Below are 22,554 nucleotides of genomic sequence, written 5' to 3'. Positions count from 1 at the left end.
TTAAATTTAACTAAATAAATTCCTTACCTACTATATATAATATTTATAATGCTTATTTATGTGCCTAGTTAAGTTGTATAAGTTTGATTTTTAAACATAAACAAAAGACATACAATTAAATAAAAATTTTATTGTATGTCTTTATAAGTTCAATTTATTTTATAATTAAAATTTTGCAAGTATCATAAATGTTATATTCTTAAATACAGTTCTCTTATTTACAAGTTTACTGTAAATATCCTCTACTACAGCTTCTATCTCTATATTAGTACCCTCTACATAACTTTCTGGTAATATTATAAATGTGCTAAACGGTACTCTAAAGTGTGCTGCGTGTACTGACTGCTTCTCATCACAAGCTATATATTCAACCTTTTGATTTAGTACTCCTTCAACTATCAATTTAAAGCCTGTTAAATTTTGTCCTTCTAAAGATGTTATTATAGGAGTTTTTATCACCCTTGTATTTGTTATTTCAATATCCACTACTGTATTTAAAATTTCTTCTGCATCTGGTTTTTGACATGGAATCTTAACATATTCTTCTCTGCTTAATTGTTTAAAGCTTGTTGGTCCTACATCTATTATTGAACTATTACTTTCTACAGTTTCTTCTATAATATTATCTCCAAGTGCATATTTAAAGCTTACAAAAGCTTTGTTTATTATTCTTGGTGGACATGGTACAAATTCAACCTTAACCTTAAAACTTACTTTTACTGATTCACCTGGATCAAGAGTTCCTAAATTAATGCCTGTACTTGGATCTCCTGATACTGGGTTATCATTTACTGTTACACTAGCTGGCACAAAACTTGTTCCATCTGGTATTGAATCAGTAAATACCACATCATTTACAGGTATTGTTGAAGAATTTGTTATTATAACAGTATAGGTTATTATATCTCCTATTACTGCAAAGGTCTTATCTGCTGATTTTAATACATCAACTTGAACTATCTCCACCTGTGTTATCACTTCATTACTTGTATCTGATTTTTCAATCGGTGGTCTAGTAGGGTCAACTATAAAGTTATAATCAGCCACTGCCACATTCACAACCTGTGGTGGTGTTGGACGATATTCAACTTTAACAGCAAAACTTACTAATACAGTTTCACCTGAATTTATTGTTCCAATATCAAATCCAACCTCCGGATTTGCACCTACATCTGGCATTCCATTAATAGTTACACTTCCTGGTACAAAACTAGTTCCTACAGGTATTTGATCTTTGAATACTACATCATTAGCAGGTGTATTCCCAGTATTTTTAATAGTTACTGTATAGGTTAAATTATCTCCTACTTTTACTGCAGTTTTATCTGCGGATTTTACTACTTCTAATTTAGCTACTTTAACTTCCACATCAACTGTTGATTCATTATTTGCTGGATCTGGATCTTCAGTATCCGAACTTACACTTGCTGTATTTCTAACTGTTCCAATAGCAGTTTCACTTACAGTTCCACGTATTAAAATAGTAACTGTTGTTCCTGCAGCTATTGTTCCTATATTATAAGGACTTACCCATGGACTCCAGGTTACTCCTCCATCTATTGAAAACTCTGGATTTAAAATTTGTGGTGGAACTACATCTGTTAATATTACATTTTGCGCATCTGATGGTCCTGCATTTGTCACAGCTATTGTATAAGTTACAACATCTCCTGTAGTAAAATTATCCGCATTAGCTGTTTTAACTACAGATACATCTGCTAAAGTATCTATTGGGGTTACTATTGTTGTTTCATTGTTTGTTGGATCTGGATCTGGTGTTGTGCTATCTACTCTTGCTGTATTTGTTATTGTTCCCATGCATGATGGATCTACTGTTCCCCTTATTAATACTATTACACATTGTCCTGCTGGTATTGTTCCTAAATTTACTGATCCTGTCCATGCAGCCCAGGTTACTCCTCCATCTAGTGAATACTCTGGATTTAACAAACATACTGGCACTGCATCTGTTAATATTACATTTAATGCATCTGATGGTCCTGCGTTACATGCTGTAATTGTATAAGTTGCCTCTTCTCCTGCCACTACTGGATCTGGGTTAGCTATTTTAGATATAAATAGGTCTGCTAAAGTATCTATTGGGGTTACTATTGTTGTTTCATTATTTGTTGGATCTGGATCTGGTGTTGTACTATCTACTCTTGCTGTATTGCTTATTGTTCCGATACATGATGGTTCTACTGTTCCCCTTATTAATATAGTAACTGTAGCTCCTGCTACTATTGTTCCTATATTATAAGGACTTACCCATGGATTCCAAGTTATTCCTCCATCTATTGAGAATTCTGGATTTAATATACATGCTGGTATTACATCTGTTAATGTTACATCTAATGCATCTGATGGCCCTGCATTGGTTACTGTAATTGTATAGGTTGCCTCTTCTCCTGCCACTACTGGATTTGGATTTACTGTTTTAGTTATAGATAAATCTGCTGAAGTATCTATTGGGGTTACTATTGTTGTTTCATTATTTGTTGGATCTGGATCTGGTGTTGTGCTATCTACTCTTGCTGTATTTGTTATTGTTCCTGTGCATGATGTATCTACTATTCCTCTTATTAATACTGTTACACATTGTCCTGCTGGTATTGTGCCTAGATTTACTGACCCTGTCCAGGCTGCCCAGGTTACTCCTCCATCTAGTGAATACTCTGGATTTAACAAACATGCTGGCACTACATCTGTTAATATTACATTTTGTGCATCTGATGGTCCTGCGTTACATGCTGTAATTGTATAGATTGCCTCTTCTCCTGCCACTACTGGATCTGGATTTACTGTTTTAGTTATAGATAAATCTGCTGAAGTATCTATTGGTGTTACTATTGTTGTTTCATTGTTTGTTGGATCTGGATCTGGTGTTGTACTATCTACTCTTGCTGTATTTGTTATTGTTCCGATACATGCTGGATCTACTGTTCCTCTTATTAATATAGTAACTGTAGCTCCCGCTGCTATTGTGCCTATAACATAAGGATTTACCCATGGATTAAAGGTTACTCCTCCATCTATTGAAAATTCTGGGTTTAATATACATGCTGGGATTGCATCTGTTAATGTTACATTTTGTGCATCGGATGGTCCCGCATTAGATACTGTAATTGTATAGGTTGCTTGTTCTCCTGCTACTACTGGATATGGATTTACTGTTTTAGTTATAGATAAATCTGCTGAAGTATCTATTGGGGTTACTATTGTTGTTTCATTGTTTGTTGGATCTGGATCTGGTGTTGTACTATCTACTCTTGCTGTATTTGTTATTGTTCCGGTACATGATGGGTCTACTGTTCCTCTTATTAATATAGTAACTGTAGCTCCCGCCGCTATTATACCTATAACATAAGGACTCACCCATGGATTAAAGGTTACTCCTCCATCTAGTGAAAATTCTGGGTTTAATATACATGCTGGTATTACATCTGTTAATATTACATTTAATGCATCAGATGGTCCTGCATTGTTTACTGTAATTGTATAGGTGGCCTCTTCTCCTGCTACCACTGGATCTGGATTTACTGTTTTAGTTATAGATAAATCTGCTGATGTTTCTACCTGTGTCACTACTGTTGAAGTATTGTTTGTTGGATCTGGATCTGGTGTTGTACTACTTACTGTTGCTGTATTACTTAAACTGCCTCCAGTATAAGATGGGTCTACTATTCCTCTTATTAATATAGTTACACTTGATCCTGATACTAAGCTTCCTATATTATAAGGGCTTACCCATGGATTAAAGGTTAATCCTCCATCTATTGAGAATTCAGCATTTAGCATTTCTGGTGGTACTATATCTTGCAGGCTTACATTTTCTGCATCTGATGGTCCTGCATTGGTTACTGTAATTGTATAGGTTAGCAACTCTCCTGCTGCTACTGGGTCTGGGCTTGATGTCTTTACTACTGATACATCCGCTTCTGGAATTATTTCTAAATAATAGTCCTCAACTTCTCCATCTGACGCTGGTCCTATACTTCTTGTATCTTCATCTGTTGGTGAAGGATTTTGATTTACTAACTCATCTGTTGTAAGTCTAACTCTTACAAAGGTATGATCTGGTGTTAAAATAACCCCTGCAGGTACTGTAAAGTTTAATACTACTTGTTGCACTCCTGGGGCTGATGGTACTACTACAACTGGTGCAGCCTCATTTACCTGGAATACACCATCCTTATTAAAATCTATCCATCCATATACATTTGCTGGTAACCCTGTGTTATTTACTACATCTACTGTTAAGGAGTAAGTGGTGTCTGTTGCTAATAAGGGCGTAAGTGGTAAAGTAACACCATCATCTTGTATTCCCTGTGGTATATCATCTCCTGTAGCATCTGTAGTTAAATTTGCATAAGCATCTGGTTCACCTGTTACTTGAGTTCCTAAAGTTAATTGATTTAATATTAAATGTCTAGGTCCATTATTAGCAAATAATGTGTTGTAGTCGTCTGGTCCAGTTCCTGCTGTTGGATCTGGAGCATCACCATAATCTACTTCAATTCTAGCATTGCCACATAATGCCCCATCATTTAGCTCTGCTGGTATACTTTGGGAAAAATTCACACCTGTAGCGTTATTACCTGAAATTGTTATACGATAAACAACTCCGGTATTATTATTTATTGCATACAAAACACCATCAGCATCCATGAAGGTGGCTCCATAAGCGCTTCCAGTAGGAATACCATTTGTTGTTAATACTGTGACAGCTCCTGTTGCTGGATTAACCCTTACTACATTACCAGTAGAGCCGTCTACACCATAAAGCATACCGTCACTTACACTATAGGCCCAATCAGCTACATTAACGCTTGATGATAATGGTACTGTATTTATTACTTGACCAAAGGTTGGTGAGTCTTGATTCACATCAACTACATATATTGTTGTCTGATTTTGTCTAAATAAATACATATTCCCTTGATCATCTATATCAGCTACATTATACCTTCCTGGTGATGGTGATGGTAATCCTGTAATAGGTCCGAAATTAGTTGTAGTTCCATCTTGCGCCACCCTTACAAGATTTGTACTATTATCTTCTATACCATATATCATATCATCTAAAATATTATATCCAATTGCATTAATGTTAACTCCAATATCAGGATTAACTACAGTTGCAGTACCTGTTACTAAGTTAATCTCTATAAATTCACTATTGGTAGCTCCTGCTTCTACCGCAACTTGATATGCAATAGGTCCACAAAAAAAAGTGTCTGGATTATCATGACCAAAATTTGCAGCATTTATTGTTACATTATTGATTATTTGTGTTGATGTTACATTAACTGTATCTGTTCTAAAAGTACTTGAATTAGTGTATCCTGCCGGTTGTCCAAAAGTTGTTGGTGGACAAGTACCTCCTGGATCTACTGCTGTTTCATAAATAGTATAACTACCAGCTAAATTAATAGGTGTAAAGGTATATACTCCAGATGCATTTGTTTGTACTGTAGTACATACTCCATTAGGATCTCTTAAAACAACATAGGCATTAGGTATCCCGGGTTCACCTGGATCTAATACACCATTATGATTTAAGTCGTCAAAGACTGTTCCTGTAATTGTTGCAGCCATAAAATTTCCTCCATTCTAATATTTTTTCATCATCTAAATAAATCTTTATAACTTTACAATTTTTATTAAAATAAATATACTTAATTGACCTAAATAAACTACTAGCCTACTATATATAATATTTATAATGTTTATTTGTGTTCATAGTAAATTTATACATAAGGTTCACTCATAAACAAAAAACATACAACAAGCAAAAACTTATTGTATGTCATAATAAATTTTAATATTACCTATTTTTTAAATTTTAATTAATACTGTATAATACTTAGGAAAATACTTTTCCTGTATCAACACATCAAAATTATAAGATCCATCTTCTTCAGTCATTGAACTTTCTATTTCTTTTAATCTTACAGTCCCTTTTTTATCCATATATTCTTGAAATAATTTTATGGGTTTGTTTTTCATACATTTATCTTGTTTTCCATTACCTTTAATTTGTAGCAATTGTACAGCTTTAACAGTAAAATCTAATCTTAGTTCATCATTATCCTTAAATTTCCACAACTTAATCTTAGGCGAAAAATCACCTAAGATCAAATCACGTTTCTCTACATTATTTGTAACAATTATTCTATCATATATTTTATATTTCATACTATTTTTCATATTTCCCCCCCAATTAACAAGGGATTACTTTGCACACTCTAAATTATCTAAGCATGGATTACATTCAGTTGCTGTAATATATCCTTCTTTTCCTAAAGCTTGCTTACTTACAAAAATCCTATATACATTTGCGTTACAACTGTGTGGAACACAAATATCAAATTGATAAAAACCTAAGCAGTCGCTTACTCCATGAGCAACTCCTACATATTCTACTTTTCCACATTGATCCTTAACCACTCGTACTAATTTCAATAAAGCATTTTTTACAGGCTTTCCATCACAATCTTTGACCTGTCCCCATACTCTTAATGTCTTTACTTTTTTTACATTTATATCAGCTCTTATTTCGCTGAACTCTATATCTTTTGTTACTTCTATTTCTTTTGTTACGTTACCAAGTACAAATTCCCCTTGTTTATTTATATTATCAGTTTCACATTGCCCACATTCATAATATTGCTCATTATTTTTTCCCATAATGTATCCTCCTCGTTAACAGTATTTAGATTTTTAATATTAGGTATTTTTATCAATACCTAATATATTATATTCCTTAATTTAATAAATGTTCTTTAAATAGATTAATTAAATATACTTTACAAGTAAAACATTTGTAGAGCTTCATTAACACAAATATAAGACAATCCTAAGTATCTTTTTATATACTATTAAAAGGTTTTATTTGAAATATGTAGAATATTAATATTTATTGCTTTTATTATATGAATTTTGTGAGGTGTTAAGTTAATATGAACGATTATAAGCAGTTCTATACACTTTTTCAGAACTTATCCACACCTATGATTATTCTTAATGAAAATTTCGATATTGAATATTTAAATATTTCTGGTGAAAATATTATAGAACAACTGATTTCTAATAGTAATAATTACTCAAATAATATATACATTCCTAAATTTATAAAAGATAAAATGGAAAAATTTTTCAAAAGTGATTTAACAAAAATGGATTTTCACAAAAAAGTTCTAATATCATCTCAAACTATTTACCTACATATTCAAGCTTCAAAAATAATTTATAATAATATAAGCTCAGCTTTACTTTCTATAAATGACATTACTAGTATAAAATTTAAGGAAAATTGTATTTCCACACTAGCTGCTGGTATTGCTCATGATTTTAATAATATACTTACTATAATTCTAGGAAATGCATATATAATTAAAAATAATCTTAATGATCCTCCTAAAATCAACAGCACTATTACTAATATAGAAAAAACAGCTATTCACGCAAAATCCTTAACAAAACAAATGCTTAATTTTTCAAAAAATAAATCACCTTTAAAAGATAAAATTTACATTAATAATTTAATAGAAGATACAGTATCTTTAACTTTAAGTGGCTCTAATGTACTATGTGAATTTAATATTCCTAAAAATTTATGGCCTGTAGAAGTTGATGAAGGTCAATTTAGTCAGGTAATAAGTAACTTAATAATAAATGCTTATCAAGCTATGCCAAAAGGCGGATTAATCAAAATACGTTGTAGAAATACACAGTTATTAAAAAATGAAATTAACTCATTAAAACCTGGTAAATATATCACTATTACCATAAAAGATACTGGAATTGGTATATGTGAAAAAAATTTAAAGAAAATATTTGATCCTTACTTTACTACAAAAAAAATGGGCACTGGCCTTGGATTAACCTCATCATTTTTAATAATAAAAAAACATGATGGGCATATATATGTAAAATCAAAACCTGGTAAAGGAACTTCTTTCACTATATATTTACCAGCTTGTGAAAGTACTCCATCCAAGTTACAAAAAAACAATTCTCATTTAATAAGAAGAGAAAATAAACTATTAGTAATGGATGATGATCCTAAGATAAGGGAAATTTTATATTCAATGCTAGAATCCTTAGGGTATACAGTGATACTAGCTAAAAATGGAATCGAATGCATAGATATATATAAAAAAGCTTTATTATCTTTATGTCCATTTGATGCAGTAATCTTAGACTTAACTGTACCAGGTGGTATGGGCGGTGAAGAGACAATTAACCTCTTATTAAATATAGATCCCAATGTATGTGCTATAATTTCCAGCGGATATTCTTCTGGAAGTATAATTGATAATTATGAATCTTACGGATTTAAAGGAGCTATAAATAAACCCTATACCATTGAGGACTTAAGTTCTACCTTAAATAATGTTCTAAATAATAAAGAATTAACAGCAAATAAAAAACAGTTACTATAAGCAACTGTTTTTTATTTGCTGTTAATATTAAATGATTCACAATATGGTGCGATTGGACACACTTCACATTGAGGTTTTCTTGCTTTACAAATATTTCTTCCATGCCATATTATATAGTGATGTGTATCACTCCATATTTCTCTTGGTATATTATTCATAAGTTGTTTTTCTACCTCTTCTACATTCTTACCATGAGCAAGCCCGATTCTATTAGATACTCTAAATACATGAGTATCCACTGCAATAGCTGGAATACCAAAAGCATTAGAAAGCACTACATTAGCCGTCTTTCTTCCTACCCCTGGAAGACTTATCAAGTCTTCCATTGTATTAGGAACTTTTCCACCATGTTTTGTTAAAATGACCTTTGAAGTCGCTAAAATATTTTTGCTTTTATTTTTATAAAGTCCACAACTTCTTATCTTTTCTCCTAACTCATCCTCACTTAAAGTTACTATTTTTTCCGGAGTATTATACTCTTTATATAATTCTTTTGTAATTAAATTTACTCTTTCATCTGTACATTGAGCAGATAACATAGTAGATATAAGAAGTTCATAAGCAGATTTAAATTCAAGCCCACATTTTGCTCCACTATAAGTTTTACTCAATATATCAATAACATTTTTTATATCATCTTCACTCATATTTATCCCCTATACATAAACATATTTTAATTCATCCCATGTACATTACATATAACATACTAAATGAGGTGAGTTAAACTTCACTATAAACCTGCATGAGAAATTTTACCCTCTAAAGGAAATAATAATCAAAAGCCAAGATTACAATTGACTTTATAGATATACTCCTCTATACTCTTCTGGTAAAAGATCTGCTATTTTTTTCATTAAAAACTCAAGTGCTCTAATTTCATATTCTTTTCCTGTTTCTTCTTCTTTTTTCTTTGGTAAAAGAAATTGCTGTCCTATATTCACATTAATATCAGAGTAATGGAACTTTTCTTTCTCCATCTGTCCTTCCTCATTTATTGGAAGAAGTTTTTCTGTTCCAGTCATACCTATAGGTACTATAGGAACTTTACACATCTTAGCTATTAAAATTATGCCCCTTTTGGCTTCAATTAATTTACCAGTTCTACTTCTAGTTCCTTCTGGGAAAACAACTACACTTCCACCATTTTTTATTATAGATATAATTTTCTTTATACCTTCTTTATCTGCGGTATTTGGATGAATAGGAGTTGTTTTCACAATGCTTATTCCCATACTAGTAAGAGAGTTACTATTTAATTTTATACCAGCAACAAAAGTTACATCATCATCTTCAATTACTCTCTTAAGTATAAGTGCATCTGAGTTACTTAAATGATTACACACATATAACACTGGTTTCTTAATATCTTTTAAATTTTCTTTATTTTTAACATTTATTTTAGCATACTTATCAACATATCCATTAATGACTTTATAAGATATAGACTTAACAAATTTTTTTGGTAAAAGCCCTATAATTTTAGTAACAAAGGGTGATATCATACTTAATTCCACCTTTCACATAATTCTCCTTAGTATACTATATCACAACTTATAATTTTGAAAAAGTGAATTATTGTATTATTTTTAGTAAGTGGAACTAATTTCTAAAATAATAAAATTTTATCATATCTAAACTTAACTGCTTACACTGTTGTAGTTTAATGTTTTTTCATATTTCTCCATATTTACTAAATTAGATTTTTTTTTAACTACCTTCCCTGGTATACCTACTACTGTTGAGTTTTCTGGAACATCTTTAAGAACTACAGAATTAGCACCTACTTTTGAATTATCTCCTATTAGAATAGGTCCTAATATTTTAGCACCTGAACCTATTATTACATTGTTTCCTACAGTTGGATGTCTCTTGCCTGTATCTTTACCAGTGCCACCTAAAGTTACTCCATGATACAAAGTAACATTGTCACCAACCTCTGCTGTTTCACCTATAACAACACCCATTCCATGATCTATAAAAAAACCTTTGCCAATTTGTGCACCAGGATGTATTTCTATTCCAGTAAGGAATCTAGCAAATTGCGAGAGAAGTCTAGCTAAGAAAAATAAATTCTTTTTGTATAAAGCATGCGTTATCCTATAAAATATCATTGCATGAACTACAGGATATAAAAATAGTACTTCAAGCCCATTTCTTGCTGCCGGATCATTTTTAACTATATTATCAATATCATATTTTATTGTTTTAAAAAATTTTATCATTGTTTATCCCTCCATCTTGAAACTTTCACTAAAGAACAGAATATCCTTTAATTAAAATAAAACTAAATTTACATATTATTTAATACAAATCTCTAGAGAATTTTTATCTTAAATCATGGTAATTATTATTTTTTCGTATAAGCAATAAAAAAAGCCCTGCCTCTATTTAATATAGAGGCAAAGCTATAACTCTGCGGTTCCACTCTAATTGGATATAAAAATCCCACTCGCCCTTCAAGCACTTTCTATTACATAATAAGTTAGTTAATCTTAAAATGTACTTAGACTTATACTCTATCACTATAACGGGTGAACCCGCTGCAGCCTACTATTATTCGGTGCAAAACTCCAAAGGGCACTTCATATAAACCTAATATAGAAATCTCACAGCCTATGATTTCCTCTCTGAATATCTAATTTATATTACTTTCCTTTTTCACAGTATTTCTGACTATTTCACTAAGAATTATTTCATATTTATATTATATGAATATCCTAATTAATTGTCAACATGTTTTTATATAATTTATCTGCAAAATCTGTGCTTTCCTATAATTTTAATAAGTGGCCTTGACCAAATCCATGAGCTAGTGGCTGTTGCAGGATTGAAATAGTATATAGCTCCACCTGATGGATCCCATCCATTTAATGCATCTTTGGCCGCTCTAATTGAATTTTCCTCTAAATTAGCATGTATTTGACCATCTACTATTGCAGTAAAAGCCCCCGGTTGATAAATTACTCCAGCAACACTAGATGGAAATTTAGAATTTCTTACTCTATTTAATACTACAGCCCCTACAGCAACCTGTCCCTCATAAGGCTCTCCCCTTGCCTCACCATTAATAAGCCTTGCAAGAAGAAGTACATCTTGACTATTACTTGCAGAACTAGAGGGTTTTGATGTTGGCGATACACTATTAGGATTTATTCCTAATGCCGCTAAAGTTCTATCTCCTGCTATTCCATCAACTGAAAGCCCATTCTTTCTTTGAAATCCCTTTACAGCTAAAAAAGTATTATATCCATAAATACCATCTACACCATTAAAGTAATAGCCCCAATTCTTTAATCTTCTCTGAATTTCTTTTACTACTTCTCCTTTAGATCCATACTGATAACTAACTGTATTTATAGAATTAAAATACGGATAAACGCATTCTGTCAAAACAATATATGTAACCATCACTGACATTATTAAAACGCCTATCCTTTTAAATTTTAGATTTTCCGTCATAATATAGCTACACCTCCTAAAAATAAGTTAAGTAATATACTTACAGTTATTTTGTGCAGCTTTGATAAAAATACACAAAAAAAATCAGTGGAAAATTAAGCCTTATTAATTCTCCACTTTAAACACTTTACTAAACAGCTCTTTTAAATTTTTTCTTAAATTTTTCTGAAAATAATTCTTCAATAATATCATTAATGATTACAATACCTTGAAATTTGTCTTCTTCATCAACAACAGGTATATTAATAAAATCATATTTAATAAACTTTGTTATAGCACTTTCTAAATTTTCATCATCATTTAATTTAATTACTTCTCTTTTCATTATATCTCTTAACTTTACATTACAATCTGAAAAAACAATCTCATTAAATGATATAACTCCTTCCAATCTCTCATTTTGATCAACTATATATATATAATGAGCTATTCTATCTTCCGGTTTTATTTCCTTTAAAAGTTCTAGCGTTTCGCCTGCAGTAATATTCAAATTAAAAGATAAATATTCTGTACTCATTATACTTCCCACAGCTTCATCTTCATATTTCATAAGATCTCTTACTTTTTCTTCATCTTCACTTTCCAAATTAATAAGAAATTTTTCTGCTGTTTCCTCATCTAACTCTTCCAAAACATCTGCAATTTCATCATTAGACATGTTGTTTAAAATATCCACAACCTTAGATTGACTAAGAGTTTCTAAAATATCTGCCTGAATTTCAGGATCTATTTCTTCTAACGTATCTGCTGCTAAATGCTCGTCTAAACTTTCGAATATCTTATTTCTATACTTTAAATCTACTTCCTCTAAAATATCTGCAATATCTGCCGGATGAAGTTCTGATATTTTTCTATAAGGAACGGAAATTTTCAAACCGTCATCTACCATCTCTAAGGACTCAACATCATCCCACATAATTACCTTATCATGTGGTGCCTTGTGTAGTAATTTAAAGATAAATTTAACAATTTTATCCATATTATAACGTCTGCTTAAAGCTAAAATGCCTGTTTCAACAGCTATAACTCTTATTTCTCCACATATATCAGCTATCCTCAAGTCATTAACTCTTACTACCTTTTTTCCATTAACATCTACAATCTGTTTATCAAGAAGATTTTTAGATAATAAATATGAGTATGCCCTTGGTATTATGTCCTTAACCATTCTCACCTTAATGTATATCCTGCCATCATCATCATAAAATTCTATATTTCTAAATTCATAATGAGAAACTTCACTACCCTTTTTTATCTTATATCCTATAGCTTTAGGATATACATCTCCTGTAGTTACATAAATGTCACTCAACTTACCTATACAGTCATTGTACTCGTCGTAAACGCTCTTGTGTAGTATTTCACTTAAATAAAAACTATTAAGTTTCTTCATGGACATTCCTCCTTTTGTATATAGAGGAATCCCATGTAAAATTCATAATTTACAGTTTACAATTTACATTCTAAATCATAAATTAAATAATTACAGTTTTGAACTTCATTTCAAATGTACTTCATTTACTCAGAATAAACTATATAAATTTAATTTAGTTAAATCTGTAAACTCTAAACTGTAAACTCTGAACTTTGCTAGAAACCTTCCTCTATACACCATATTCAATTTTAGATTTTTGTTTGACCTCCGACTAAGGGGATCACCTTCCATTAATTCCACCTCTTTTCAAGACAAAAAAGCCTTTTAGATTTTTAGCTAAAACTATACTTGTTTTAGCTTCTTTAGTTTTTCTAAAAGACTGCTCAATATTTCGTCTCCTACTATAAATTATATTATACTTTGTTGAAAATGCAACAAAATAAATTTACATTGCAATATTTTCTTTTGTTTATAAAATTCCTTCCTTATGTTAATATTATTACTAGATTTGGAGGTATACTTTTTATGAAATTAAACAACAAATTTTTATCCATAAGTAAGCAAGATTTAAAAGAAAGAAATATAGAACAATTGGACTTTATTATAATAACAGGAGATGCATATGTTGATCATCCTTCTTTTGGAACTGCTATCATTGGTCGTACTCTTGAATATGAGGGTTTTACAGTAGGAGTTATATCACAACCTAATTGGAATGATGTTGAATCTTTTAGAGTCCTTGGAAAACCAAAATATGCATTTCTAATAAATTCAGGCAATATGGATTCAATGGTTAATCATTATACCGCTGCTAAGAAAAAAAGAAATACAGATTTATTTTCACCTGGTGGAGAAATTGGTCATAGGCCAGATAGAGCAGTAATATCTTATTGTAGTAAAGCTCGTCAGGCATATAAAGGCGTTCCTATAATTATAGGTGGTATTGAAGCCAGTCTTCGTCGTTTTGTACATTATGATTATTGGGATAATAAACTTAGACGCAGTATTTTAATAGATTCTAAAGCCGATTTATTAATTTATGGTATGGGTGAAAAAACCATTTCTCAAATAGCCAACCTACTAAAATACGGAATGAATATTAAAAATATAACTAATGTACGTGGAACAGTTTATGCAACAAACTCATTAGAAAATACAAATGATTATATAGAAGTTCCTTCTTTTGAAAAATGTATAGAAAGTAAGAAAGCTTTTGCTGAAAGTTTTAAATTAGAATACCTCGAACAAGATAGCATTAATGGAAAAAACATTGCACAAAAACATGGTAATAGATATATTATTCAAAATAAACCTCAAGTTCCATTAACTGAAGAAGAAATGGACGTTGTTTATAATTTTCCCTATACTAGAACATATCATCCTATATATGAATCAAAAGGAGGAATACCTGCCATTCGTGAAGTTAAATTTTCTATAACTAGCCATAGAGGATGTTTTGGTGGTTGCTCCTTTTGCGCATTAAACTTCCACCAAGGAAGAACTATTCAACATAGAAGTCAAAATTCTATAATTGAAGAAGCAAAACTTTTAACTACACTAAAAGATTTTAAGGGATATATACACGATGTTGGAGGTCCTACTGCAAATTTTAGACATACAGCTTGTGAAAAACAAAAAGAAAAAGGGGTATGTAAAAATAGACAGTGCCTTTTTCCTACTCCATGTAAAAACTTAAAAGTTAATCACAAAGAATACTTAGATTTATTACGAAAAGTAAGAAAGCTTCCTAACGTAAAAAAAGTTTTTATACGTTCAGGTATACGATTCGATTATTTAGTGGCAGATAAAAATAATACTTTTTTCCGCGAATTATGTGAACACCATATTAGTGGTCAATTAAAAGTTGCTCCAGAACATATAAATGATAAAGTTCTTAAATTAATGGGAAAGCCTAAAAATAATGTATATGAAAAATTTGAAAAAACGTATTTTGAAATAAATAAAAAACTAGATAAAAAACAATTTTTAGTGCCTTACTTAATATCCAGTCATCCTGGAAGCGATTTAAGTATTGCTATCGAGCTAGCTATATATATAAAAAATATGGGACATACTCCTGAACAAGTTCAAGACTTTTATCCAACCCCAGGAAGTCTTTCAACTGCAATGTATTACACTGGTATTAACCCACTCACTGGTGAAAATGTGTATATACCTAAAACCTTTGAAGAAAAATCTATGCAAAGAGCTCTTTTACAATTTAGTATTCCTGAAAATTATAATTTAGTAAAAAAAGCTTTAATAAAAGCTCACAGAGAGGACTTAATAGGTTTTGGTAGTACTTGTTTAATACCTCCTTACCCCCCTAAAAATAAAAAAGGTAAACTATATGCTAACAACATTAACACCAAAATTAATAAAAAAAATAATTCTGAATCTCATATTGAAACCAAATCCAAAATAAAGAAAAAAAGTACACCTAAACCTGATAATAAAAGTAGTTTCCATTCAAAATCACGTAGGACAAATAAAATGAATAAAACCAGGTAGTTAAACTCTACCTGGTTTTATTATTCACTTTATTTAATTTCTGTAATACATAATTTAAAGATACCATCCATAAAAAATCACTTATTATAGGCGTTACAAAAATACCTCTACCTATTAAAACAAATAGACACTCTATCAATAAAACACTAGAAGAAATGATAAACAATATTATTCCTATTTTATAAATGGTCTTGTTATAAAAATTTAAAGCTACTATTATTCCCAACACAAAAATTACCATATAAAAAACATATACATATTCTATATTTATAAAATTCATATAGTATCCACAAATAAAATCTGCATTTATATCAACAGAAAATATATAAATCAATAAAATATATAATACACATATTATTGCACTAATAAAAAAAGCATAAGAAAAATTGATTTTATCTCTTCTAATAACTATATACAGTATAATCAAAGCTGCTATAGGTATAGTCATAAAATTTAAAAAATAAACTGATTTTAATAAATATAAATACTTTATATTTTGTACTATAAGCATTAAAAATAAGGATACATACCTTAATAACATTGCCACTAAAACACAACCACACAAAACTTTTATTTTAAAAGGTGAGTATATCTTATTGATTCTTAAATTTCTAAATATTAAAACAGTAACAATAACTAATAAACAGAAATAAATATAAATTTTCAAAATTTATCTTCTCCACAAAAATTGATGTTATTAATAATTATTTTGTAGAAGACTTATTTATTCACATTTTTCAATTTATTATTCCTAAAACTTTTAATCCACCCTTTATACATTCTATTGTAAGAGGGAAATCAGGTCCTCTTTCCCCATCTATATCTGTTAGTATATCTTCATAGCACTCTATTTGAAGTTTATCCGTTTTGAAATAAATTAATCCTTTAAAATCTTCAAGGTGTTCACTTCTTAACATTTTTATAAATAAAGTTATTATATCTTTTATCATACCAGCTTTTATAATTATAACATCTAACAACCCATCCGATGCATCAGCTTTATATGCCAATTTAAAATTTCCTGCTGTCTGCCCATTAAATACTAAAATCAAATACATATCTCCCTCAAAAACCATATTTTCTGAGGTTACCTTTACATTCAATTTCCTAAAATTAGGTATCTGTTCAATTCCTTTTACATAATAAGCAAGTTTCCCTATAGTATTTTTAAGATTTTCATCTGTCTTTTGAGATACATCAGTAAATAATCCTGTACTGGCTACATTTATAAAATATTTATCATTTACCTTTCCTAAATCTAACTCACAAGGCTCACTTTCTAATATTTGCTCACAAGCCTTTTCTATATTAGACGGCATACCAATAAATTTTGCAAAATCATTAGCAGTTCCTACTGGGAGTATTGCAATAGGGATATTTATCCCTATTTTTTTCATTACATTTACTACATTATCTACCGTTCCATCTCCCCCTGCTATTAATACATATTTATAACTATCATCTATATCCTTAAAGGCATCTATGAGTTCAAAATCCTTACTTATCCTGAAAGGCACAACCCAATAACCATATTTTTGATGTACCCTAATTACTGTGTCAATATTGTCTAAAATCGTATTTTCTCCAGAATAAGGATTGTATATAAATTTAACTTTATCCATATTTGCCTCCTATTTACTCTACTTTTTTTAAATTTATTATTTAGGTTTAATTATATATTATTTATTTAACATATTATCCCCATAAATAAATATACTTTACAATAGAATAAAATTCAAACCAAATATACTATAAATAACTTAAAAGAACAGTAATACTCTAAAATATATTACTGTCCTTTATTATTAAACTATATTTAGTATTTTAGAATTGACTCTTTATTAATAATCTAATGAAATGAAGCATAACTTTTAAATTATGATAATTCTGGGCTACATGGCTCTGATATATTAGTTAAAGCCTTACCCGCTTCACTATCTGCATGTGGTTGCACTGCTATATCTCCTAAGGATACCATACCAACTAAATTTTTATTTTCAATTATAGGTAATCTTCTAATTTGTCTTTCACTCATTATCCTAGCAGCGTCTTTAACCTCCATGTCTGGTGTACCTAAAACTGGATTTGAACTCATAATACCTCTAATTTTTTGATTGTTTGTATTTTGTCCATCAGCAGAAGAACGAAGAACGATATCTCTATCTGTCAATATTCCAACAACTTCTTCTCCATTACATACTGGAATAGCACCTATGTTATATTCTCTCATAACCTTAGCTGCACGTTCTACAGAATCATCAGGATTTACACTTGCTACTGTCTTAGTCATTATATCTTTAATTTTCATCCCAATACACCTCCTAAATTTATTCTAACCAGTTAGAATGTTTTCTATTATAAATATTAATTTTTTTTTAAATTTTAATTTTTATACTTAATTATTTATGTAAAATAATATATAATATATAATTATATAAATGTATAGTTTTATCTTTTACCTATACAAATATACTAATTTTTTTCATAAAATTTTAAAGTATTTTTAGGAGTGATACAGCAATGGCAAGAATAACAAAAAAAGCACTACCCAATGCTTTTACTTTAGGTAATCTTTGTTGCGGACTTATATCATTAATAATGACATTTAATGGGGATTATAGATTATCTTGTATCTTTATTTTATTAGCAAGTGTCATGGACCGATACGATGGTCGAATTGCTCGATATTTAGACGTATCTAGTGATCTTGGAAAAGAATTGGATTCTTTAGCAGATTTAGTTTCCTTTGGTGTTGCACCTGCACTTTTAGCTTTTAATTTATATGATTTTATATCTTTAGGACTAAATGGCTATCTTCTTGTTTTAATATTTCCACTATGTGGTGCATACAGATTGGCTAGATATAATTGCACAGCCTTTGACGGAGAATTTATGGGAATACCTATAACTTTAGCAGGTATGTTGTTAGCAATATATTGTTTCTTTACTATCAACTATACATCTTATATTATTAGAACTGCTATTCTTATGATTGTATTATCTTACTTAATGGTTAGTAAACTCAGAATAAAAAAAGTGTGATTCTAATTCACACTTTTTTATTTTTATACACATTATTCTTTAAATCTTAATTCCTCATTTATTTCTTTTAAAATACTATCTACATGTATTTTCTCTTTAATTATGCTAGATTTAATATTGCAGTATTCACCATAATAAAAAGAAGCCTCATCTAAATCTTTTATTACCTTATCTATAATATCTCCTAATTTATCAGCTCTTTTAAGTGCATCTTTAACATCACCTTTTTTAGATAAAGCAATCTTGTTTAGTTCATCTGCACCACCTACAAGTAATCTATATGAATTAACTAATTTTCCTAATAAATCAGCGAGATTATTAACATCACTGTAATAACTTTCAATTACTTTTCTATGTCCCAATTAATCACCCTAGCAATTGTTATCATAATAAATATATTAATAATACTATATTTTCATACCTAGGGAAATTGTATAATTTGAAAACTATATAACTTGTTATAAGTTTCTACCCTAATAATAGACTAAATTAATATATATCATTATATGCATTTATACTCCATTAAAAATTTTATTCTTAACTTATTCCTAATTAATAGTTTTGTAATACATATCTAATCTTAATATTGTTTAGGAAGCATAGCTGCACCAATAATGCCGGCCTCATTTCCTAATGTAGCTAAAACTATTTTTCCTATTGGAAGGGACTTATAAAATTTATTTTTTGAAACCTCTTCCCTTAGTTTTTCTAAAAGGAAGTTTCCAGCTTTTGAAATTCCTCCACCTATAACAAAAATCTCAGGATCTATTATACATATTAAATTAACTATACCAATTGCTAAATATTTAATAAGTCTATTAACTGCTTTATTTGCAAGCTCATCTTCTTCGAATGCAGCTTCAAATATTATTTTTCCTTCTAAATTATCTAGATTTCCGTTTATTTTTTCCATTATTATTGTTTTACAATTTTCTTCAGTTATAAGTTTTTTTGTATAATTAATTAAAGCAGTAGCTGAGCAAAACGTTTCCAAACATCCATTTTTACCACAACTACAATCATAGTAATTTTCTCCTACAACCATGTGCCCTATTTCTGATCCAACCCCATTAAAACCTGAATTTATACGGCCATTTATAACTATTCCACCACCTACACCAGTTCCTAAAGTTATAAAAATTCCACTTTCGGCACCTCTCATGACTCCAGCCTCATATTCTGCTAATCCAGCCAGTGTTGCATCATTATCTATATAAACAGGTATTTCCAACTCTTCTTCTAAAGGCTGCTTTAAAGGTATATTAGTCCAATTAAGATTTACACAATATATAACCTCTCCTGTCTTTTTATCTGCAAGTCCAGGAATTCCTATTCCTATTGCATTTATATCATCTTTAGATATACCATACTCCTCTATAACCTTAAGAATTAATCTCTTTATATCTCCTATTATTTCATTAGGCTGCCTTTCTCTTTTAGTTGGAGTACTGTCTTTATGTTTTAAATTACCCTCTTCGTCTACTATTCCAACCGCTATATTAGTTCCTCCTAAATCAACTCCTATGTACACATATATTCCTCCTTTATATATCTAATATATTGCTATACAAAATTTATTTTTCATATAAATATTATAACATTATAAACTTACTATTTTCACTAAATAGTACATATCTTGTCCACAAATCATGTTTTTTCAGTATGTAGATGTAATAATCAGTTTACTTATAAAAAAACTAGAGCATAGGAATAAGGTTTTCTTATGTATGCAGTTATCTAAGTAAATTTTGAAGTAGCACCTAAAAGTACTTAAGGGGTAAGATTCTAAAAGTGCATAATTGCCAGAATGAACTCCGGCAACTGAACTGAAATATTGACACCTCATAGTGAGGGTAGCATTTTTAGAAGAATGTGCCTTTAATACTTATTTGCATGCTAAATGTTTAATAGATAACTGAATATATTTAGAAAACCTATTTCTATGCCATTATTCATTACGTCATAATATTATTCTATTAATACTTATAAAAACAACTTCCTCCTATAAATTCTCTTAATATAGAATTTTCTGGAACTAAGTCTTTATCTACATCCTTAAAGAAATTTAGAAAACTTTTTAATCTCATGGCTTCGTAATATACGGGGCTGTCTTCCTTAACTTTAGCAAGCTCCTTTTCAGCATATTTTTTTAGAATACAAAGTTCATATACTAAATTAGAATTAAACATAACATCCGCTTCTTCTTGAAATATAAATATATTATTTTCCTCTCCCCGTCTTATTGAAGGCCACATTTTTAAAGTATCTTCTCCTAGATAACCTCTAGAAAGATAATCTCGAACTATTCTTCTTATTATTCTAACATCAGTAGTAGAAATTCTATTGTGATTATCCACATTCAATTGGGTTAATGCGCTTATATATATCTTAAATTTATTATCTTTATTAATTGATGCTGTAAGCATTTCATTTAGTCCATGAATTCCTTCTATTAACAAAATACCATTATCGGGAAGTTTAAAAGATTTCTTATCCCACTTTCTCTTACCTGTTAAAAAATCATAAGTAGGTATAACTACTTCTTCTCCTGACATAAGTTGACATAGATTTTTATTAAAAAGCTCTAAATCCAAAGCATAAATAGACTCAAAATTATACTCTCCATTTTTATCTCTTGGAGTATGCTCTCTATCAACAAAATAATCGTCTAAAGAAATTTCTATAGGTATTAGTCCATTAACTCTTAATTGTACCCCTAATCTTTTAGTAAAAGTAGTTTTTCCAGAAGAAGATGGTCCTGCTATCAATACTATTTTAATTTCTTGTCTTCTAGCAATCATATCCGCTATATAAGCTATTTTTTTTTCATGAAGAGCTTCTGCTACCCTTATCATAGTTCCTATTTCTCCATTAACAACCATATTGTTTAATGCTCCAACATCAGCAATACCTAGTATCTTTCCCCACTGTTCTGTTTCATAAAATATTTTAGATAATTTAGGATGATCTATAAAACTAGGGAGTTTATCCGGATTGTCAGAAGCTGGGATTCTTAATATAAAGCCGGGCTCATAGTACATTAAATCAAAAATTTTAATTGCTGCAGTAGAATAAGCCATTGGCCCATAAAAGTAGTCATATCTTCCATCTAATTCATAAAGCTTAACATCATCAGCTTTAATATGCTTTAATAACCTTATTTTATCATCCATTTTATAATTTTGGAAAATTTCTATAGCTTTTTCTTTTGAAACAGACACTTTTTTTATTTGTATGTTTTTATCTATAATATCACACATTCTATTCTTTATACTTTCTACCTCATTTATTGTAAGAGGAGTTTCTTTATGGACTTCTCCAAAAATCCCCTTACTTATTGAGTGTTCAATAGTTATAGAAGCTTCTGGATATAATTCATGTACAGCTTTAATTAATACAAATTGAGCAGTTCTTAAATAAGCTAATCTAGCAATTCCATTACTTATGTCCACACACTTAAATTCACCATTTTCTTCTATAATTTCACCAAGTTCCTTTAACTTACCATTGATACTTCCAAGTATGCAGGTATTTTTCTCATTTAAGTTATTATCTTGTATTACTTTGTGAAAAGTCGTTCCTTGTTCTACTTCAATTTTCTTTTCTTTTTTTAAAACCAACTCTATTTTCTCCATATTGTTCCTCCTACTGCATATTGTTTCCTAGTACTTATTATAGATTTTATAATAAAAATTTAATCATATTGTTATTATACTTTAT

Annotated in this window: 17 protein-coding genes and 1 other annotated feature; of the genes, 3 read left to right on the top strand and 14 right to left on the bottom strand. The window is 29.8% G+C overall.

Annotated elements, in window-relative coordinates:
- Positions 1–165 precede the first annotated feature (165 nt).
- The 3 genes from OW729_RS10075 to OW729_RS10065 all read right to left on the bottom strand — a co-directional run bounded on the left by OW729_RS10075 (position 166) and on the right by OW729_RS10065 (position 6,690).
- Positions 166–5,598, bottom strand: coding sequence for a DUF7507 domain-containing protein (locus OW729_RS10075; protein ID WP_268061375.1), 5,433 nt, complete (start codon positions 5,596–5,598; stop codon positions 166–168).
- Positions 5,599–5,838: 240 nt separating this feature from the next.
- Positions 5,839–6,210 (bottom strand): hypothetical protein, encoded by a 372-nt coding sequence (locus OW729_RS10070; protein ID WP_268061374.1) that lies wholly within the window; start codon positions 6,208–6,210, stop codon positions 5,839–5,841.
- A gap of 24 nt (positions 6,211–6,234) precedes the next feature.
- Entirely contained in the window at positions 6,235–6,690 is a 456-nt protein-coding gene (locus OW729_RS10065) for a hypothetical protein (RefSeq protein ID WP_268061373.1), read from the bottom strand.
- A 272-nt stretch (positions 6,691–6,962) separates the two neighbouring features.
- Here OW729_RS10065 and OW729_RS10060 point away from each other — a divergent pair, with 272 nt between their 5' ends.
- Positions 6,963–8,447: an ATP-binding protein gene (locus tag OW729_RS10060; RefSeq protein WP_268061372.1), complete on the top strand. Its 1,485-nt coding sequence runs from the start codon at positions 6,963–6,965 to the stop codon at positions 8,445–8,447.
- A gap of 11 nt (positions 8,448–8,458) precedes the next feature.
- Here the strand turns inward: OW729_RS10060 and nth are convergent, their stop codons facing one another.
- The 5 genes from nth to OW729_RS10035 form a co-directional block, all read right to left on the bottom strand.
- Complete coding sequence (nth, locus tag OW729_RS10055) at positions 8,459–9,094, bottom strand: endonuclease III (RefSeq protein WP_268061371.1); 636 nt, start codon at positions 9,092–9,094, stop codon at positions 8,459–8,461.
- Positions 9,095–9,247: 153 nt separating this feature from the next.
- Entirely contained in the window at positions 9,248–9,949 is a 702-nt protein-coding gene (locus OW729_RS10050) for a lysophospholipid acyltransferase family protein (protein WP_268061370.1), read from the bottom strand.
- A 135-nt stretch (positions 9,950–10,084) separates the two neighbouring features.
- Entirely contained in the window at positions 10,085–10,669 is a 585-nt protein-coding gene (epsC, locus tag OW729_RS10045; protein ID WP_268061369.1) for a serine O-acetyltransferase EpsC, read from the bottom strand.
- A gap of 170 nt (positions 10,670–10,839) precedes the next feature.
- Positions 10,840–11,118, bottom strand: a binding site (T-box leader).
- Positions 11,119–11,195: 77 nt separating this feature from the next.
- Positions 11,196–11,906, bottom strand: coding sequence for a spore cortex-lytic enzyme (gene sleB / locus OW729_RS10040; protein WP_268061368.1), 711 nt, complete (start codon positions 11,904–11,906; stop codon positions 11,196–11,198).
- A 130-nt stretch (positions 11,907–12,036) separates the two neighbouring features.
- Positions 12,037–13,299, bottom strand: a complete 1,263-nt coding sequence (locus OW729_RS10035) for a magnesium transporter MgtE N-terminal domain-containing protein (protein WP_268061367.1) — start codon at positions 13,297–13,299, stop codon at positions 12,037–12,039.
- Between the two features lie 507 nt (positions 13,300–13,806).
- On the opposite strand from OW729_RS10035, the gene OW729_RS10030 reads away from it, so the two are divergent.
- Positions 13,807–15,792: a YgiQ family radical SAM protein gene (locus tag OW729_RS10030; RefSeq protein ID WP_268061366.1), complete on the top strand. Its 1,986-nt coding sequence runs from the start codon at positions 13,807–13,809 to the stop codon at positions 15,790–15,792.
- Positions 15,793–15,799: 7 nt separating this feature from the next.
- Here the strand turns inward: OW729_RS10030 and OW729_RS10025 are convergent, their stop codons facing one another.
- From OW729_RS10025 to OW729_RS10015, 3 genes are all read right to left on the bottom strand, one after another.
- Positions 15,800–16,459 carry a hypothetical protein gene (locus OW729_RS10025; RefSeq protein WP_268061365.1) on the bottom strand — a complete coding sequence of 220 codons (660 nt, stop codon included), beginning with the start codon at positions 16,457–16,459 and terminating at the stop codon, positions 15,800–15,802.
- Positions 16,460–16,529: 70 nt separating this feature from the next.
- A complete protein-coding gene (locus OW729_RS10020) occupies positions 16,530–17,414 on the bottom strand; it encodes a YegS/Rv2252/BmrU family lipid kinase (RefSeq protein ID WP_268061364.1) in 885 nt (294 codons plus the stop codon).
- 254 nt (positions 17,415–17,668) lie between these two features.
- Positions 17,669–18,100, bottom strand: coding sequence for a CBS domain-containing protein (locus OW729_RS10015; RefSeq protein ID WP_268061362.1), 432 nt, complete (start codon positions 18,098–18,100; stop codon positions 17,669–17,671).
- Between the two features lie 212 nt (positions 18,101–18,312).
- Between OW729_RS10015 and pssA the strand changes: the two genes are divergently transcribed.
- Positions 18,313–18,834 (top strand): CDP-diacylglycerol--serine O-phosphatidyltransferase, encoded by a 522-nt coding sequence (pssA, locus tag OW729_RS10010; RefSeq protein WP_268061361.1) that lies wholly within the window; start codon positions 18,313–18,315, stop codon positions 18,832–18,834.
- Positions 18,835–18,866: 32 nt separating this feature from the next.
- Here the strand turns inward: pssA and OW729_RS10005 are convergent, their stop codons facing one another.
- The 3 genes from OW729_RS10005 to OW729_RS09995 all read right to left on the bottom strand — a co-directional run bounded on the left by OW729_RS10005 (position 18,867) and on the right by OW729_RS09995 (position 22,469).
- Positions 18,867–19,196: a hypothetical protein gene (locus tag OW729_RS10005; RefSeq protein WP_268061360.1), complete on the bottom strand. Its 330-nt coding sequence runs from the start codon at positions 19,194–19,196 to the stop codon at positions 18,867–18,869.
- Positions 19,197–19,414: 218 nt separating this feature from the next.
- On the bottom strand, positions 19,415–20,365 hold the full coding sequence (locus tag OW729_RS10000) for an ROK family protein (RefSeq protein WP_268061359.1): 951 nt from the start codon (positions 20,363–20,365) through the stop codon (positions 19,415–19,417).
- A gap of 445 nt (positions 20,366–20,810) precedes the next feature.
- The gene (locus tag OW729_RS09995) at positions 20,811–22,469 is read right to left on the bottom strand and encodes a nucleoside kinase (protein WP_268061358.1); all 1,659 of its coding nucleotides are present in this window, start codon (positions 22,467–22,469) and stop codon (positions 20,811–20,813) included.
- Positions 22,470–22,554 lie beyond the last annotated feature (85 nt).

It is taken from the genome of Clostridium brassicae (assembly GCF_026738875.1).
Taxonomy (GTDB): Bacteria; Bacillota; Clostridia; order Clostridiales; family Clostridiaceae; genus Clostridium_H; species Clostridium_H brassicae.
Note: the sequence above shows the minus strand (reverse complement) of the source record. Positions and strands in the feature narration are given on the sequence as shown.